We start from the raw sequence: 16,216 nt of genomic DNA, 5'->3' as shown, positions 1-16,216 counted from the left end.
AATAGTAATTGACTTATACATTAAAAAATGTATAATTTATTTGTAGATAGAAATATCGATAACGAGAGAGGTCCTGCTATAGTGGACGATTTAAAACGAGAGTGGCCTTGCTTTAGTAGGCGATTTAAAACGAGAGAGATCCTGCTATAGTGGACGATTTAAAACGAAGAATTCTAGTTTATGAGTTCTTCGTTTTTCTTCATAGAGAGAAAATATGAAAATACATTTAAAAGATAATAAAATTGCTTTATATGATATAGAAAGCGATTATAGGCAGTATTTATTTCAGTATGATTTTAGAGTGAATTTAAAATTGGGTAGAAGATTTGTAGGAATTATTGTTGGAATAGAAGATTATACATATTTTATACCATTAACTTCAAAGCCTTTAAGAAAAAATGGAAAAAGAAGAAATCCGAGAACAACAGTAGAAATTTACAACGAAAGTCACGAAATCATTGCTGCATTGCTTATTAATAACATGATACCTGTTCCTCAAGGTGTATATAAAAGAATAGATATTAATAATGATAAGTATAAAGATTATTTAAATAATGAGTATATATATTTAAAGAAACAATCTACTCGTGAAGAAATAGAAAGAAAAATTAATAACGTTGTCAATGCTGTTTTTGTAAAGAAAGATGAATTTTTGACGAGTTTTTGTTGTGATTATTTAAAATTACAAGCATTGTGTGATCAATGAAAATATAAATAAACAACTAAAATAGATATTGTGTATTTTAGCTATTTCATTTATTATATTAGTACTATGTGTTTGGAGGTCTTATATGAAGATAACATTATTGTCAAAACCAGGTTTTTCAGGAAATATGCTTGTTCGTAAAATAGAAGAAGTAGCTAAAAGTCAATTAATGGATATTGAAGTGTTTTTAAATGAGCATTTACAAGAGGCCGATGTAGTTTTACTTACGCCACAAAGAAGTGAAGATTTAAAGGAAATTAAAAAGGTAGTTAAAGTGCCGGTAGGCGTAATTTCTTTAAGAGATTATGGTTTATTAGATGGAAGTAGTATTATAAAATATGCAAAACAGTTGATTCAAAAATAGAATCAACTTTTTTTATGACATTTGTCATATTTACATAGATGACAAAAATCATTAAAATTAAATAAAGGGAGAATAGGAGGAAAACGCATGTCTTTTTATAAAAATAAAGCTTTAAAAATAACATGTATTGTAAGCCTTATTATGATTTGTTTTGTCTATCACCATTATTTAAACACTGATACTAAACAAATTAAATTTGGAGCAACTTATATGACAATGAATAATACCTTCTATAAAGCTGTAAATAATGAAATAGAAAATGTTGTTAATAATCATGGGGATGTTTTGTATACTAGAGATCCAGCTTTGGATCCTAAAAAACAAAATGAACAAATCAAAGACCTTGTTTCTTTAGGAATCGATGTTTTAATTATTAATCCTGTTGAATCTTCGAGTATTAATAAAACATTAAAAGAAGTCAAAAAAGCAGGAATTAAAATTATTGTAGTCGATGCTCCTATTAGTGATGATCAAATTGCAGATTGTACAGTTGTTTCAGATAATTATGATGCAGGAGTACAGTGTGCTAAAGATATGATGCAACACTTTGATCATGCACGTATTGCTTTACTTGAACATTCTAAAGCCTTGTCAGCGGTTGATCGTATCAACGGCTTTAAAGATACAGTTGCTTTAAATGAGAATTATCAAATTGTAGGAAGTGAAGATTGTTTAGGACAAACGGAACTTGCTTTACCTGCTTTAAATAAAATTATTCAACAAGGAATTGATTTTGATGTTGTCTTTTGTTTGAATGATCCAACGGCTTTAGGAGCACTGGCTTCTATAAAAGAAAATGATTTAGGGCATGATGTTTTTATTTACGGAGTTGATGGTTCACCAAATATAAAGAAATTGTTGGCAGAAACGAAAGAGATTGTGGGGACATCTTCACAATCACCTACTTCTTTAGGAAAAGAAACAATCAAGGTGGCTTATAAGATGTTACATCATAAAAAGTATAAACGCTCAATTATTGTTCCAACAAAATTGATTACCAAAGAAAATATAGAAGAATATGATATAACGGGGTGGCAATAATGAATCATCTTACAAAAGAATATGTTACAAAGTTAAAAGATTCATTATTGTTTATTAATGCGGTTGTTATTATCTATAATGCTTCTTTATTTTTACTTTCTACCAAATATATTTCAGTGCATTATTATGCACGAGATTTCTTAAATAAAGTATCTTATATTACTAGAACACCACAAAATATCTTTTTTGAATCAATTTTTCTTTTTATCATTCTTGTTTTATTAATGAAATTAAGAGAAAAAGACAATTTAAAAATGGCGAATGGTCTTGTTTATATTGAAATTATTCTTTCATTTTTATTAATTATTCGTTTAAATGGCTCCTATAATGGAATTTTACTCTTTGTTTTTGCTGATTTACTTTATAATATGAGAAATATTAAACATATGGCCTTACTTTTATTAATGGCCTTTGGTTTATTATTGATTTCAGATTATAATATTTTATCAAATATTATACATATGCCAAGTATTGAATCTTATTTATCATTTTATCCAAATTCAAGTCGTACATTTATGTTATTTACTAAAAATATTTTAGCTTCATTAAATGTTGTTCTATTTATTCTTTATCTTGTTTGCCAAGTTTTAGTTCAACAAGAAGAAACAAAGAAAATCAGTAAAGAACTTCAACTTGCTTCTAAAGTCAATGATGAATTAAAAACATATTCTGCTTTATCTGAAAAAATGGCAGAAGATAAAGAAAGAAAAAGAATTTCAAGAGAGATACATGATACTTTAGGGCATGCCTTAACAGGTATTTCGGCGGGAATTGATGCTTGTATTGCTTTGATTGATATTGATCCACAAAAGTCAAAAGAACAACTTTTGGTAATTAGTAATGTTGTTCGTGAAAGTATTAAAGATGTTCGACGTTCTTTATATAAGTTAAGACCGGGAGCACTTGATCAAAGAACTTTAAAAGATGGTTTGATTAAAATGATTGAGGAATTTCAAAGTGTTTCTCATTTAAATGTTGATTTGTATTATGAATGGGAAAATGTTGATTTTGAAAATACGAAAGAAGATATTATTTTTAGAATTATTCAAGAAACGATGACAAACGCATTAAGACATGGACATGCTTCTCATATTGAAATTCATCTTTTTGACGAAGAGGAAAAATATATGATTATTATGCAAGATAATGGAAGTGGCTGTAAGGAAATTCATTATGGATATGGCTTGAAACAAATGCATGAACGTGTTGCCATATTAAATGGAACGATACATTTTTATAGTGAAGAAGGATTTAGAACAGTTGTAGAAATACCAAAAATAGGAGGAAAAAAAGATGATTAAAGTGATGATTGCAGATGATCAAGAACTTATTAGACAATCCTTACAAATCGTATTATCAACACATGAAGATTTGAAAGTCGTAGATGCTGTTGAAAATGGTTTTGCAGTTCTTGAGAGTATAAAAAAAGAAAGGCCGGATGTTATTTTAATGGATATTCGTATGCCAGAAATGGACGGTGTTTATTGTACAAAGGCTGTCAAAGAAAAATATCCAGATATTAAAATCATTATCCTTACCACTTTTGATGATGATGAATTTGTTTTTAGTGCTTTAAAATATGGAGCAAGCGGTTATTTGTTAAAAGGCGTCAGCATGGATGAACTTTATCATGCCATTTGTACAGTTTATAATGGTGGAGCGATGATTAATCCTGATATTGCGACAAAAGTATTTAAACTTTTTTCCAAGATGTCTATGAGTAATTATGCTATCCAAGTCGATGATTCTTTATCAAAAGATTTAACACAGGCTGAATTGAAAGTCATTCAACAAGTTGGTTTTGGTTTATCTAATAAAGAAATTGCTCAAAAACTTTATTTATCAGAAGGAACTGTGCGTAATTATGTTAGCATTGTTTTGTCAAAATTAGAATTACGTGATCGTACGCAACTTGCCATCTGGGCTGTTCAAACAGGGGTCACAATGCAAGAATTTGGTGACGATAGTGACTAGAATAAAAAAGGGTATTCTTACGTTAGTAAGTCTTTCTTTAGTTCTTATTTATTGTTTGATCAATGATCCAAGTCGTGATATTACTCTTACTTTAGGACTTTATGCTGGAAGTAGTTGGGATGTGCCTAATGGGGAAAGTTATCAAGTTATTGATCAAGCAATCAAGAAATTTGAAAAGAAATACCCCAATGTTCATGTTGAGTATAAAAGTGGAATTATAAAAGATGATTATTCTTCATGGCTTGCTAATGAAATTACCAAAGGAACAACACCTGATGTGTTTATGGTACTTCCTGATGATTTTAATACGTTATCTTCTATTGGTATTTTAAAGAATTTAGATCGACTTATTAAAGAAGAACGAATAGATACTTCTCTTTTTTATCAAAGTGCTTTATTTGCTGGAAATAATGGAAGTCAATATGCACTTCCTTATGAAATCAATCCAACAATTATGTGTATCAATCATGATTTACTTACCAAAGAAGGTATTGCTATTCCTTCAAGTAATTGGACTATTGATGATTTTTATAATATTAGTAATCAAGTTACAAAGGATACAAATAATGATGGTGTCATCGATCAATATGGCTATTATGGCTTTGATTGGCAAGATGTTCTTGATTGTTATGGGTTACAAGTTTTTAAAGAAGATAATTGTCATCTTGATAAAAAAGAAGTCAAAGAAGCGTTTTTATATTTGACAAAGCTTAAAGCTTTATCAAATGGCTATCAAGTTTCATCAGAAGATTTTGATCAAGGGAAAGTCGCTTTTTGTCCTCTGACCTTTGCTCAATACCGTACCTACCAACCTTATCCTTATCGTATTAGTAAATATACATCTTTTAAATGGAGTTGTATTTCAATGCCGGGAACAAAATCAAATACGATTACAACACATTTAGACACTTCATTAATAGGAATGTCTTCACAAACAAAGCATCAAGAAATAGCGTGGGAATTTTTAAAAATGTTGACGATGGACGAAGATATTCAACAATCTCTACTTGATAATTCGAAGGGAGCCTCTCCTTTAAAGAAGGTCATGTTATCAAAGAGAACAAAGGAAATCTTAGCACAGGATGCAGTTTCTTATGCTTCTTTAGATTCAGATGTTTTAAATAAGATTTTAGAAAATACGTTAGTAGAACCAAAGTTTAAAGAATATGAAAATATTCTAGAAAAAGCAGATTATTTGATTAATCAAAGTATTGATCAAGGAACAATTGATAATGATCTTAATAAGATACAAAAGAAATTAGAAAATGAATTGAAATAGATAGCTTGTGGCTATCTTTTTTATTTATGACAAATGTCATAGTTGGAATGATATTTGTCAATTTTTTTATGATTTTTGTCACTTAAAAGTCGTGATTGAAGACACATTGCAAGTGCTTTCATATTTGGTATTCTATAGGTGCAAGGAGGGAAGGACATGAAATATTTAGTATTAGTAAGTCATGGTGAATTTGCAGCTGGTTTAAAAACATCATTAATGATGTTGGCAGGACAAAGGGATGATGTGATTGCTTCAGGTTTACCTGATGGAAAGACAGCAGATGAATTTGCGGAAATTTTTAAAGAAAGTGTTAAGGACATTCATGAAGATGATGAAATTGTTTTATTAGCGGATATTGTAGGAGGATCACCACTTACAACTGCTTTAAATGTTTTAGCTGAAAAAGGTTTAATGGAAAAGACAACAACAATTGGTGGGATGAATTTACCATTAGCCCTTACTTCAGTATTAATGAAAGATACTTTACAAGGAGATTCCTTTGTACAAGCTGTCTTAAGTGAAGCAACAACTGCTTTACAAGAATTTAAAGTCGTAGAAGACGACGAAGATGATATTTAAGGAGGAAGAAAAATGTCAGTTTCATTTATTAGAATTGATGATCGTATGATTCACGGTCAAACATGTACACGTTGGGCAAGAGAATACCCATGCGATGGTTTAGTGGCTGTAAACGATAAAGCAGCAAATAATTCAGTATTAAAAGCAGCTTACAAATCAGCCAGTGGAAAGAAAACATTTGTATGGACAATGGAAGCTTGGCAAAAGAAAAGTCAAAAGGTTTTAGATAGTCAAGATCAATATTTCTTAATTACTAAAAATCCTATTGATATGAAAAAAATTCTTGTTGATCAAGGATTTGATTGTGGTATTAAAACAGTTATTGTTGGACCTTGTAATGATCGTGAAGGGGCAACAAAACTAGGAAACAATCAATCGATTACACAAGAAGAAGCAGAAGCTTTTGAAGCTTTGGCTAAAGCAGGTTATACAATCAAATTTGCTTTATTACCAGATGTTTCAATTGGAACATGGGATGATTTTAAAGATAAATTTGGTTTTTAACAAATATATAAATAAAGGGGAAGAAAAATTATGACAATTAGTTGGTTACAAGCGGCATTACTTGGTTTATTTGCTTGTTTATCAAGTATGCCAGGATTAGGTGGTACTTCCTTTGGTAACTACACATTAGGTCGTCCTTTAATTGGGGGACTTGTTTGTGGGATTATCTTAGGAGATATCAAAACAGGTATTTTAGTAGGAGCAGCAATGCAAGTTGTCTACATTGCATTAGTTACTCCAGGTGGAACCGTTTCAGCAGACGTTCGTGCTGTAAGTTACATTGGGATTCCACTTGCAATGGTAGCGTTAAATAGTTATGGTTTATCAGCTGCCACAAAAGAAGGAGCAGCTCTTGCAACTTCATTTGGAACAATGGTTGGTACTTTAGGTACAGTATTATTCTATGGAACAGCAACAATCAACTTAGCATGGCAACATGTTGGATGGAAAGCTGTTGAAAAAGGGGATTATCATAAATTATATCTTGTAGATATGGTATTACCTTGGATTTCACATATTTTATGTTCATTTATTCCAGCCTTAATTATGTGTAAATTAGGAGCAGATGTTGTTGAACTTATTAAAACAACATTACCTATGGATGGATTAGCTATGAAAACTTTATTTACAGTTGGATCATTATTACCATGTGTCGGAATTGCAATCTTATTAAAACAAATTGTTACAAAAGCAGTAGATTTCATTCCATTTTTCTTTGGATTTACTCTTGCTGCTTCAATGGGAATCAATTTAGTTGCAGCAACAGTGATTGCTGGTATGTTTGCTTTAATTAACTACAAATTAAAAATGTTACAAAATCAAAGAGTAGCTGCACCTGCAGGAGACTTTGATGATGAAGATGAGGAGGATATTTAAGATGGAAAAGAAACTATCTAAAAAAACATTAACTAAATCCTTCCACAATTGGTATTATGGAAACTTAACATGCTTCTCTCAAGAACATATGCAAACTTTTGGTTATCTATGCTCTATGTTACCAGTAGTAGAAGAACTTTATGATAAAAAAGAAGATCAAGCAAGATCAATGAAAACATACACTGCTTTCTTTAATACAGAACCTCAACTTGGTACTGTTATTGTTGGGATGACAGCTGGGTTAGAAGAAGCACGTGCCAACGGAACAGAAGATGTTGATGATGAAACAATCAACGGTTTAAGAGCTGGTTTAATGGGACCAATCGCCGGTATTGGGGATTCCCTAGTTGTAGGAACAGTTATTCCTATTTTACTTGGTATTGCTTTAGGTATGTCTACAGGAGGTTCACCTCTTGGAGCTATCATGTACATCATTGTATGGAACTTATTTGCTTACTTTGGAATGAAATTCTTATATTTCAAAGGATATGAATTAGGTGGAAAAGCGGTTGATTTCTTAGTTGGTCCTCAAGGGGAAGCTTTAAGAGAATCAGTCACAATGTTAGGTGGTATTGTTATCGGTGCTGTATCAGCAACATGGATTTCAGTAACAACTTCATTTACGATGACAGCAGCTGGAGCTAAAAAACCATTCTTAGATTTACAAAAAACATTAGATGGTGTTTATCCAGGATTATTAACAGCTGTCTTTGTTGTTGGATGTTGGTATTTATTATCTAAAAAGAAAATGTCACCAATTAAAGTAATGTTATTATTAGTTGTTGTTGCCTTTATTGGTGTGTTTGTTGGATTCTTCAATCCAGGATTATCTTATTAAAAGGAGAAAAAAAATGAATAGTCAAGAAAAACAAGGATATATAGATGAAATTAACTATCAAAAGAAAATGATTCATAATCTTATAAAATGGTTACGCAATTTGTTCTTCCTTTCCTCTCTGGGAGTCTTATTGATGTATTATTTTTCAAATATCCTATTTGTAAAAATCTTTGCAATCATATTAATAATAATATCTATATTAGCGATTATCCTTGTTGGAAAGGCTATTTACAGTGGTAAGAAAAACATAAATAAAATTGTTGATCAGTTTTCCTTTAAATATAAAAACTCTCTATAACTCATACAAAAAACCGCTTAGGCGGTTTTTATGTTATACTTTATCTGGTGATATTATGATAACAAATAAAATAAATACATTATTAAATAATAGTCAACAAGGTGATATCGATTATGCGATCTGTAACTATATTAAAATGAATTTAAAAGAAGTTGTTTTTATGTCCATTGAAGAACTTGCAAAACAAACCTATGTTTCTAAAGCAAAAATCTCTAAATTTATAAAAAAAATTGGTTATGATAACTATATTGCCTTTAAAGATGATTGCTTATTAGAATTAGAAATTAGAAATCAAGTAAATAATAGCCAACATCAGCTTACAAAAAAACAATTACATAATTCATTTGAATGGATAGAAAATAATCTATTAGAAATTAACCAAAATCAAATAGATGATTTTATTAAAGCAATAGAAAAAGCTAAACATGTTTATCTTTATGGAGTTGCTTATTCTCATTTGCTTTGTAAGTATCTTCAATATGAAGGTGATCTTTTTCAAAAAGATATGTTGGTTTTAGATGAAAATGAATCAACAATTGAACTAAAAGAAGATGACTTATTACTTGTTATAGGAATTGAAGAGGATGCTTTAAGTAAACAATCTTCACGTTATTTAAGAAAGCTTTTAAGAAGTCAAGGGCGTAAACTTTTGATTTCAACACAGATGATTGATCAAAAGATGTTAAACTATTTTCATGAAACATTACTTTTACCTATTGATCATTTAGAAATGAAAGAGAGAAGAATCATGTTTCATTGTTTGATAGATATGATGATGTCTCGTTACCATGAATGTGCTTAGGCACATTTTTTTTGTCCTGTCAAGAAAGTTTATGAAATATAAAAAGAAAAGAAATTTATTTATTTATGAGTAAATTAATGAATAGGAGGGGACTATGGAAGAAAAATTAACAATGAAACAATTATTAGCTATTTTAGCCGCAGGTTTGTTTTCTTTTTGTGGTGTTTTGATTGAAACAGCAACGAATATTACATTTCCAACATTGATGAATGAATTTCAGGTTTCTACATCTTTAGTTCAATGGATGACTACAGGAAATTTATTAATGATGGGAATTCTAATTCCTATTTCATCTTATTTAAAAAGAAGATTTCAAACAAAAAAATTATTTCTAGTAGCGGGATTTTTATTTTTAATAGGATTGATTGTTGATATCTTTGCACAACAGTTTACTTTATTGCTTATAGGAAGACTTATACAAGGAGCAGGTGTAGGGGTTGCTTTACCAATGATGTATAACATTATTTTAGAGGAATCACCTCAAAGATTTCTAGGATTAATGATGGGATGTGGTTCTTTTGTAACAGCGGCTGCACCAGCGATAGGTCCTACCTTTGGAGGAATAATGACACAATATTTTACTTGGCGTTATATTTTTATTTGCGTTTTACCAGTTATTGTTCTAGCAAGTTTTATAGGTTATTTTTGTATGAGTGAACAAATAATTAATAAACATGAAAAATTTGATCTTTTAAGTTTTATAGCTGTAGCGTTCGCTTTTGTTGCTTTGATTATGGGATTTTCTAATTTGAATCAAGTTGTTGATCATTTAGTGTTTGTTTTATGTTGCTTTATCATTGGAATAAGCAGTTTATATTATTTTACTAAAAGACAACTGCATATTAAAAATTCCTTAATTCGTATAGAAATATTTAATCATAAAGGGTTTACGTTTCATACTTTAGCTATTATGTTTCTACAAATGACAACATTAGGATATGGTTTATTATTACCAACATTTGTACAAATTGTTTTAAAACAATCAGCAACAGATGCAGGGGTCGTTTTACTTCCAGGAGCCATTGTTGGTGCTGTATTTGCACCTGTAGGTGGTTTGATTTTAGATCGTTTTGGAGCTAAAAAACCTATTATTTTAGGTGTATGTTGTAGTTTTATTGCCACATTTTGTTTCTTATTCTTTTTTGAAAATCTTACTTATCAATTATGTATGATGCTTTATTTTATCTATAGTTTAGGAATTGGGTTGATTGTAGGTAATACGATGATATGTGCGATGTCTTATTTACCTATAAATTTACAAGCAGATGGAAATGCAGTATTACAAACATTAATGCAACTTTCAGGGGGAATAGGAACATCCATTACAGCTACTATTTTAGCGTTTGTACAACAAGGAATAAATTTATATGATGGGACAAATAGAGGTGCATTGTTTGTTTTGATTTTTTTAATGTTTAATATTAATATTGTTATTTTAAGTCAATATTTTGCTTTTAAAGGAGGAAGAAAAAATGAATTTTAAAGATAAAGTGGTTGTAATTACCGGAGGAACAAGTGGTATTGGAAAGCAAACAGCTATTGAGTTTTCAAGAAAAGGAGCCCATGTTGTTGCTTTTACTGTAGATAAAGAGGAAGTGTGTAAGCAAGCAATAAAAGAAATAGGAAATGAAGCTTTTTATATTCACTGTGATGTTTCTAAAGAAGAAGATGTAAAAAAAGCTATTGAAGAAGTTGTTTTAAAATATGGGCGTCTTGATTGTGCTTTTAATAATGCGGGTATTGGACCAGATGGTGTACGTATGCCTTATGAATCCTTAACAGAAATTTCTGAAAAAACATGGGATTTAGTAGTTGATGTGGATATGAAAGGTGTTTTTCTTTGTTTAAAATATGAATTGTTACAAATGCAAAAACAAGGTTTTGGTACAATTGTTAATACAGCTTCTATTGGTGGATATAAAATGGCACCTGGATTTGCTGCTTATGGTCCAGCTAAAGCAGCAGTTATTGCTTTAACAGAAATGGCAGCTTTAGAAAATGCGGCATTTGGTATTCGTGTCAATGCCATTTGTCCAGGTCCAACCATGGGAACAGAACTTACCAAAAATTCACTTTCAACTAATCCTCATGAAGAAGCAATGTTGAAAGAACATGTGATTCCTATGAAAAAACTTGCGACAACAAATGAAGTGGTTAATGCTGTATTATGGCTAAGTAGTGACCAAGCAAGTCATACAACAGGACAAAAAATATTTATAGATGGTGGAATGCATATTGCTTAAAAGGGAGAAAAGATGATTAAACATGTATCGGTATTTACTTTAAAAGATAAAAGTGAAATTAAACATTTTGTTGAAATGTTAGAAGAAGTTGGTAAAAATTGTCCTTTGATTATTAAAAGTGAAGTAGGGGTAAATATAGGTGAACAACCACCTGTGGGACCTCATTTCGGTGATGTGATTCAAATTGTTGAGTTTTCTAATCTGATAGACTTACAAAAATATCCCCAATCAAAGGAACATCAAAAATTATTAATGGATGGTACAGAAATGGAAACTGTTACCGCAATAGATTATATAATTTAAGCATTCATTCAGATATCAAAGAGCATTCATTCAAAATAGTGCTCTTTTTTTCATTTTATATTCATTTCTATGGTTAAACAGTCAAAATATAATTGACTTTATGATTGAACGGTCATATAATGAACGCGTAAGAGGTGATCAGTATGGATAATCAACGCCATCGAATTATTTTAAATGAATTAGATAAAAAAGGAAATGTGACTGTAGCTTCTCTTGTTGAACTTACAGGAGCGAGTGAATCAAGTATACGAAGAGATTTAGTAGAACTTGATCATCAAGGATTCTTAAAAAGAGTTCATGGAGGTGCAACCCTTATTCCTAAGGTAACACAAACGATTGAAGATCCATTAGGGAAAAGACAGTTATTAAATGCTGATGAAAAGAAAAAAATTGCAAAGTATGCAGCAGGAATGATTGAAGCCAATGATGTGGTTTATTTAGATGCAGGTTCATCAACTTTAGAGTTGATTGAATATTTAGATCAAAAAGAAGCACACTATATTACTAATGGTTTAATGCAAGCTCAACAATTGACCATTAAAGGATTTCATGTAGTATGTCTTGGTGGAGAAGTGAGAAATATTACAGGGGCATGTGTGGGTGCTAATACGATGAAGTCATTAAGTCGTTATCATTTTTCTAAAGGTTTCTTTGGAACAAATGGAATTGATATAATGAATGGTTTTACGACACCAGATAGTGAAGAAGCTGCTATTAAGGAATTGGCTATGGAACGTTGTCAAATGAGTTATGTTTTATCGGATCATAGTAAATTTAATAAGATATATCATGTGACCTTTGGTCAAATAAATGATGCGGTGATTATTACAGATCATTGTGAAAAAGAAATTAAAGAACAAGCGACAGTTGTGGAGGTTAGAGATTAATGATTTATACAATTACTTTTAATCCATCTTTGGATTATATTATGCATGTTGATTGTTTTGAAGAAGGGGAAACAAACCGTTCAAAGCAAGAAGAAATTTATCCTGGAGGTAAAGGATTTAATGTTTCAACAATTTTAAGTCGTTTGAATCTTGAAACAACAGCTTTAGGGTTTGTTGCAGGATTTACAGGTGAAGAAATTGTTAAAGAATTAAAAGAAAGAGGATTTGACTGCGATTTATGTCAGTTAGAAAATGGTCTTTCAAGAATTAACGTTAAAATGAAAGGGGCTAAAGAAACTGAAATTAATGGAAGTGGTCCAGATATTCCTCAAGAAAAATTAAATGAGTTATTTGAAAAATTAGATCATTTACAAGAAAATGATATTTTAGTTCTTGCGGGAAGTATTCCATCTTCTTTACCTAGTGATATTTATGAACAAATCATGAAAAAATTAGATCAACAAGGAATTAAAATTATTGTTGATGCAACGAATGATTTATTAAAGAAAGTATTACCTTATCATCCTTTCTTAATAAAACCTAATCATCGTGAATTAGAAGAATTATTTAATGTAAAAATAGAAAATCAAGAAGATTTAATTTTCTATGCAAGAAAATTACAAGAACAAGGAGCAATTAATGTTCTTGTATCTCTTGGAAAAGATGGTGCTATTTTAGTAAGTGAGGACGATCATGTTTATTATTGTGCAGGTGCTAAAGGAAAATTATTAAATAGTGTTGGTAGTGGAGATAGCATGGTTGCTGGATTCATTGCTGGATATTTAAAAGATAAAAAATATGATGTAGCTTTAAAATTAGGAAGTGCTTGTGGAGGAGCAACTGCTTTTAGTGAAGATCTTGCTGAAGCTTCAATGATTCAAGAAGTCTATAAACAATTAAAAGTGAAAGAACTATAAATGAAAATCTTAGATTTATAAAAAGATGTTTCGATTGATGTTAACGCTACATGTTTAGATAAAGATGAAGCTATTAATACATTAGTTTCATTAATGACAAAACAAGGTAATTTAAATGATCAAGATGTTTATAAACAAGGAATTTATGCACGTGAAGAATTAAGTACAACAGGAATTGGAGAAGGAATTGCGATTCCTCATGCTCGAAGTGAAGCTGTAAACGCTCCAGGACTTGCGGCAATGGTTGTTAAAGATGGTGTTGATTATCAATCTTTAGATAATTAACCAGCAAAACTGTTCTTTATGATTGCGGTCCCTAAAACAGGTGGAAACGAACACTTGCAAATTCTAGCAATGTTATCTCAAATGTTAATGGATACGGATTTTAAAGATTCATTAATTAATGCTCAAAGTGTAGAAGAATTTATGGATTTGATCAATCAAAAAGAAGCTAAACAAAAAGCTAAAGAAGAAGAAAAAGAAGAAGCGCAAAAAGAATTTACAGGAACTTATCGTTTGCTTGCAGTAACTGCTTGTCCAACAGGTATTGCGCATACTTATATGGCGGCTGAAGCTTTGGAAGAAAAAGCGAAACAAATGGGAATTACAATCAAAGTCGAAACTGATGGTAGTAGTGGAACTAAAAATGCTCCAACTGCTAAGGAAATTGAAGAATGTGAAGCAATTATTGTTGCTGCTGATAAAAATGTTGAAATGGTACGTTTTGATGGAAAGCCAGTGATTCAAGTAAAAGTTGCAGATGGTATCAATAAAGCAGAAGAATTAATTAATGAAGCTTTAAGTGGAAATGCACCAATTTATCATGCAGATCATGTTTCTACAACTGTAGAAAGTGAAAGTGATGAAAGTGTTGGTCGTCAAATCTATAAACATTTAATGAATGGTGTCAGTCATATGTTACCATTTGTTATTGGTGGAGGTATTTTAATTGCCTTAGCTTTCTTATTTGATGATTATACAATTGATCCAAGTAACTTTGGTAAAAATACACCATTAGCTGCTTTCTTTAAAACAACAGGAGATACAGCCTTTGGATTTATGTTACCAATCCTTGCAGGATATATTTCAATGTCAATTTCAGATCATCCAGGTCTAGCTGTTGGATTTGTTGGTGGAGCCTTAGCTAGTCAAGGAAATTCAGGATTTTTAGGAGCTTTAGTTGCTGGTTTTGCAGCTGGATATTTAATGAAAGGTTTACGTAAATTATTTGATTATTTACCAGATACATTTGAAGGATTAAAACCTGTTCTTTTATACCCATTCTTTGGATTATTATTAATGGCATTACTTATGACATTTATTATCAATCCACCAGTTGCTGCTATCAATACAGCTCTTACAAATGCTTTAAATTCAATGGGTGGTTCAAGTAAAGTTATTTTAGGAATGTTACTTGGTGGTATGATAACTGTTGATATGGGTGGTCCAATCAATAAAGCAGCTTATGTTTTTGGTACAGCATCAATTGCTTCAGGTAATTATGATATTATGGCAGCCGTTATGATTGGTGGGATGGTTCCACCACTTGCTATTGCACTAGCAACATTCTTCTTTAAAAATCGTTTTACTGAAAAAGAACAACAAACAACACTTACCAATATTATTATGGAATTATCATTTATTACAGAAGGATCTATTCCTTTTGCAGCATCAGATCCATTACATATTTTACCAGCATGTGTTGTTGGTTCTATTGTAGGAATGTTTGGTTTAGCCTTATTAAAGAAACCTTTAAAATAATATTGAATTCTAGGTGAAAGCCTAGAATTTTTTTTCTAAAAATGGGTAACCTTTTTTAGAAAGGAAAATGTTATGAATGAAAATGATACTATTTTATTATTAAGAGAATGTGATTCTGGATTAAAGATGGCTATTTCTTCTTTAGATGAAGTTTTAGATGTAATAAAAAATAAACACTTTAAAAATCAATGTATAGAATCTAAAAATAAACATCAGACTTTAAAAAAAGAAATTGATCAATTATTAAAAGAAAATAATATAAAAGAAAAAGAGCCATCATTAATGGCTAAAAGTATGTCATGGTTAAAAATGAATTTTAAAATACAAATGAATGAAGATGACCAAACAATTGCTTCTCTTCTTTTTGAAGGATGTTCTATGGGAATAGAATCATTATTTAAATATTTACATCAATATGACCATGCTGATACTAAGATAAAAAAGCTAACTTATGATTTAATTGAAATAGAAAAAGAATTATCAGATAAGATTCAGAATTATTTATGATTACGAAAAATTATTTCGTAATCTTTTTATTTTTTTACATAAAAAAGAAGAAAAAAGATAAAAAAATGACGATATACATAGTGGAGGTAAAACCATGGATACTATAATAAAAGATACACTTAGTCAGCATAAAATCATGTTGGATCAAAATTGTAAATTGATGATCAGTCATGAAGAAATGTTATCAAGAATCATCAAAGAATTTGTAGAAGAAGCAAAACATTTAAGTATTGAAGAGATTATCAAAATTGTACAAGATGAGCATCGTTTTCAAAGATTGAATAATGAAAATTCGATACCAGGATATGGAACAGTCAGGTTTGATTTCTTTGGATGT

The 16,216-nt window shown here is 30.3% G+C and carries 20 protein-coding genes and 1 pseudogene; all 21 read left to right on the top strand.

All coding sequences use genetic code 11. From position 1 onward, the window contains the following. The first annotated feature begins 214 nt into the window (after positions 1 to 214). The gene (locus tag C7U54_RS12960; protein WP_107030573.1) at positions 215 to 706 is read left to right on the top strand and encodes a type III toxin-antitoxin system ToxN/AbiQ family toxin; all 492 of its coding nucleotides are present in this window, start codon (positions 215 to 217) and stop codon (positions 704 to 706) included. An 85-nt stretch (positions 707 to 791) separates the two neighbouring features. Further along, on the top strand, positions 792 to 1,070 hold the full coding sequence (locus C7U54_RS12955; RefSeq protein WP_022001598.1) for a PTS sugar transporter subunit IIB: 279 nt from the start codon (positions 792 to 794) through the stop codon (positions 1,068 to 1,070). Positions 1,071 to 1,157: 87 nt separating this feature from the next. Further along, positions 1,158 to 2,111, top strand: coding sequence for a sugar ABC transporter substrate-binding protein (locus C7U54_RS12950; RefSeq protein WP_107030572.1), 954 nt, complete (start codon positions 1,158 to 1,160; stop codon positions 2,109 to 2,111). Continuing rightward, a complete protein-coding gene (locus C7U54_RS12945; RefSeq protein ID WP_107030571.1) occupies positions 2,111 to 3,412 on the top strand; it encodes a sensor histidine kinase in 1,302 nt (433 codons plus the stop codon). Before C7U54_RS12950 ends, C7U54_RS12945 begins: the two co-directional genes overlap by 1 nt. Then, entirely contained in the window at positions 3,405 to 4,085 is a 681-nt protein-coding gene (locus tag C7U54_RS12940; protein ID WP_107030570.1) for a response regulator transcription factor, read from the top strand. Before C7U54_RS12945 ends, C7U54_RS12940 begins: the two co-directional genes overlap by 8 nt. Continuing rightward, complete coding sequence (locus C7U54_RS12935) at positions 4,078 to 5,364, top strand: ABC transporter substrate-binding protein (protein WP_206603624.1); 1,287 nt, start codon at positions 4,078 to 4,080, stop codon at positions 5,362 to 5,364. Before C7U54_RS12940 ends, C7U54_RS12935 begins: the two co-directional genes overlap by 8 nt. A 156-nt stretch (positions 5,365 to 5,520) precedes the next feature. Then, positions 5,521 to 5,943 carry a PTS sugar transporter subunit IIA gene (locus C7U54_RS12930; RefSeq protein WP_022001602.1) on the top strand — a complete coding sequence of 141 codons (423 nt, stop codon included), beginning with the start codon at positions 5,521 to 5,523 and terminating at the stop codon, positions 5,941 to 5,943. A gap of 12 nt (positions 5,944 to 5,955) precedes the next feature. Further along, positions 5,956 to 6,447 carry a PTS system mannose/fructose/N-acetylgalactosamine-transporter subunit IIB gene (locus C7U54_RS12925; protein WP_022001603.1) on the top strand — a complete coding sequence of 164 codons (492 nt, stop codon included), beginning with the start codon at positions 5,956 to 5,958 and terminating at the stop codon, positions 6,445 to 6,447. Between the two features lie 30 nt (positions 6,448 to 6,477). Continuing rightward, the gene (locus C7U54_RS12920) at positions 6,478 to 7,323 is read left to right on the top strand and encodes a PTS mannose/fructose/sorbose/N-acetylgalactosamine transporter subunit IIC (RefSeq protein ID WP_022001604.1); all 846 of its coding nucleotides are present in this window, start codon (positions 6,478 to 6,480) and stop codon (positions 7,321 to 7,323) included. Between the two features lies 1 nt (position 7,324). Further along, complete coding sequence (locus C7U54_RS12915) at positions 7,325 to 8,161, top strand: PTS system mannose/fructose/sorbose family transporter subunit IID (RefSeq protein ID WP_022001605.1); 837 nt, start codon at positions 7,325 to 7,327, stop codon at positions 8,159 to 8,161. A 13-nt stretch (positions 8,162 to 8,174) separates the two neighbouring features. After that, positions 8,175 to 8,459: a hypothetical protein gene (locus tag C7U54_RS12910; RefSeq protein ID WP_032090712.1), complete on the top strand. Its 285-nt coding sequence runs from the start codon at positions 8,175 to 8,177 to the stop codon at positions 8,457 to 8,459. Between the two features lie 55 nt (positions 8,460 to 8,514). Beyond that, the gene (locus C7U54_RS12905) at positions 8,515 to 9,261 is read left to right on the top strand and encodes a MurR/RpiR family transcriptional regulator (protein WP_107030568.1); all 747 of its coding nucleotides are present in this window, start codon (positions 8,515 to 8,517) and stop codon (positions 9,259 to 9,261) included. A 94-nt stretch (positions 9,262 to 9,355) separates the two neighbouring features. Then, positions 9,356 to 10,744, top strand: a complete 1,389-nt coding sequence (locus tag C7U54_RS12900) for an MFS transporter (RefSeq protein WP_107030567.1) — start codon at positions 9,356 to 9,358, stop codon at positions 10,742 to 10,744. Further along, positions 10,734 to 11,504: an SDR family NAD(P)-dependent oxidoreductase gene (locus C7U54_RS12895; protein ID WP_107030566.1), complete on the top strand. Its 771-nt coding sequence runs from the start codon at positions 10,734 to 10,736 to the stop codon at positions 11,502 to 11,504. The genes C7U54_RS12900 and C7U54_RS12895 overlap by 11 nt, the downstream gene beginning before the upstream one ends. Before the next feature lie 12 nt (positions 11,505 to 11,516). After that, entirely contained in the window at positions 11,517 to 11,807 is a 291-nt protein-coding gene (locus C7U54_RS12890; RefSeq protein WP_107030565.1) for a Dabb family protein, read from the top strand. 143 nt (positions 11,808 to 11,950) lie between these two features. After that, the gene (locus C7U54_RS12885; RefSeq protein ID WP_107030564.1) at positions 11,951 to 12,694 is read left to right on the top strand and encodes a DeoR/GlpR family DNA-binding transcription regulator; all 744 of its coding nucleotides are present in this window, start codon (positions 11,951 to 11,953) and stop codon (positions 12,692 to 12,694) included. Then, positions 12,694 to 13,611 (top strand): 1-phosphofructokinase, encoded by a 918-nt coding sequence (gene pfkB / locus C7U54_RS12880; protein ID WP_107030563.1) that lies wholly within the window; start codon positions 12,694 to 12,696, stop codon positions 13,609 to 13,611. Before C7U54_RS12885 ends, pfkB begins: the two co-directional genes overlap by 1 nt. 33 nt (positions 13,612 to 13,644) lie before the next feature. Then, positions 13,645 to 14,043, top strand: a pseudogene (locus tag C7U54_RS15310) (PTS sugar transporter subunit IIA); the annotation flags it as partial. Beyond that, entirely contained in the window at positions 14,038 to 15,372 is a 1,335-nt protein-coding gene (locus C7U54_RS12875) for a PTS fructose transporter subunit IIC (RefSeq protein WP_277738550.1), read from the top strand. The pseudogene C7U54_RS15310 and the gene C7U54_RS12875, both read left to right, overlap by 6 nt. Positions 15,373 to 15,444: 72 nt before the next feature. Continuing rightward, positions 15,445 to 15,879 carry a hypothetical protein gene (locus tag C7U54_RS12870; protein ID WP_107030562.1) on the top strand — a complete coding sequence of 145 codons (435 nt, stop codon included), beginning with the start codon at positions 15,445 to 15,447 and terminating at the stop codon, positions 15,877 to 15,879. A gap of 94 nt (positions 15,880 to 15,973) precedes the next feature. Then, on the top strand, positions 15,974 to 16,216 hold a 243-nt coding region (locus tag C7U54_RS12865; RefSeq protein ID WP_146137641.1), incomplete at its 3' end, for a hypothetical protein.

Origin of the sequence: Faecalibacillus intestinalis, assembly GCF_003024685.1 — a bacterium.
GTDB lineage: Bacteria > Bacillota_I > Bacilli_A > Erysipelotrichales > Coprobacillaceae > Faecalibacillus > Faecalibacillus intestinalis.
The sequence above is the reverse complement of the archived record's forward strand: the minus strand, read 5'-3'. Positions and strand labels throughout refer to the sequence as shown.

What these genes read in the sequence shown, in the direction of transcription:
- C7U54_RS12890 (WP_107030565.1), top strand. Translation starts at nt 11,517, where the DNA reads ATGATTAAACATGTATCGGTATTTACTTTAAAAGATAAAAGTGAAATT.
- C7U54_RS12925 (WP_022001603.1), top strand. Translation starts at nt 5,956, where the DNA reads ATGTCAGTTTCATTTATTAGAATTGATGATCGTATGATTCACGGTCAA.
- C7U54_RS12905 (WP_107030568.1), top strand. Translation starts at nt 8,515, where the DNA reads ATGATAACAAATAAAATAAATACATTATTAAATAATAGTCAACAAGGT.
- C7U54_RS12915 (WP_022001605.1), top strand. Translation starts at nt 7,325, where the DNA reads ATGGAAAAGAAACTATCTAAAAAAACATTAACTAAATCCTTCCACAAT.
- C7U54_RS12960 (WP_107030573.1), top strand. Translation starts at nt 215, where the DNA reads ATGAAAATACATTTAAAAGATAATAAAATTGCTTTATATGATATAGAA.
- C7U54_RS12910 (WP_032090712.1), top strand. Translation starts at nt 8,175, where the DNA reads ATGAATAGTCAAGAAAAACAAGGATATATAGATGAAATTAACTATCAA.
- C7U54_RS12875 (WP_277738550.1), top strand. Translation starts at nt 14,038, where the DNA reads ATGGATTTGATCAATCAAAAAGAAGCTAAACAAAAAGCTAAAGAAGAA.
- C7U54_RS12930 (WP_022001602.1), top strand. Translation starts at nt 5,521, where the DNA reads ATGAAATATTTAGTATTAGTAAGTCATGGTGAATTTGCAGCTGGTTTA.
- C7U54_RS12940 (WP_107030570.1), top strand. Translation starts at nt 3,405, where the DNA reads ATGATTAAAGTGATGATTGCAGATGATCAAGAACTTATTAGACAATCC.
- C7U54_RS12900 (WP_107030567.1), top strand. Translation starts at nt 9,356, where the DNA reads ATGGAAGAAAAATTAACAATGAAACAATTATTAGCTATTTTAGCCGCA.
- C7U54_RS12920 (WP_022001604.1), top strand. Translation starts at nt 6,478, where the DNA reads ATGACAATTAGTTGGTTACAAGCGGCATTACTTGGTTTATTTGCTTGT.
- C7U54_RS12945 (WP_107030571.1), top strand. Translation starts at nt 2,111, where the DNA reads ATGAATCATCTTACAAAAGAATATGTTACAAAGTTAAAAGATTCATTA.
- pfkB (WP_107030563.1), top strand. Translation starts at nt 12,694, where the DNA reads ATGATTTATACAATTACTTTTAATCCATCTTTGGATTATATTATGCAT.
- C7U54_RS12955 (WP_022001598.1), top strand. Translation starts at nt 792, where the DNA reads ATGAAGATAACATTATTGTCAAAACCAGGTTTTTCAGGAAATATGCTT.
- C7U54_RS12885 (WP_107030564.1), top strand. Translation starts at nt 11,951, where the DNA reads ATGGATAATCAACGCCATCGAATTATTTTAAATGAATTAGATAAAAAA.
- C7U54_RS12895 (WP_107030566.1), top strand. Translation starts at nt 10,734, where the DNA reads ATGAATTTTAAAGATAAAGTGGTTGTAATTACCGGAGGAACAAGTGGT.
- C7U54_RS12870 (WP_107030562.1), top strand. Translation starts at nt 15,445, where the DNA reads ATGAATGAAAATGATACTATTTTATTATTAAGAGAATGTGATTCTGGA.
- C7U54_RS12950 (WP_107030572.1), top strand. Translation starts at nt 1,158, where the DNA reads ATGTCTTTTTATAAAAATAAAGCTTTAAAAATAACATGTATTGTAAGC.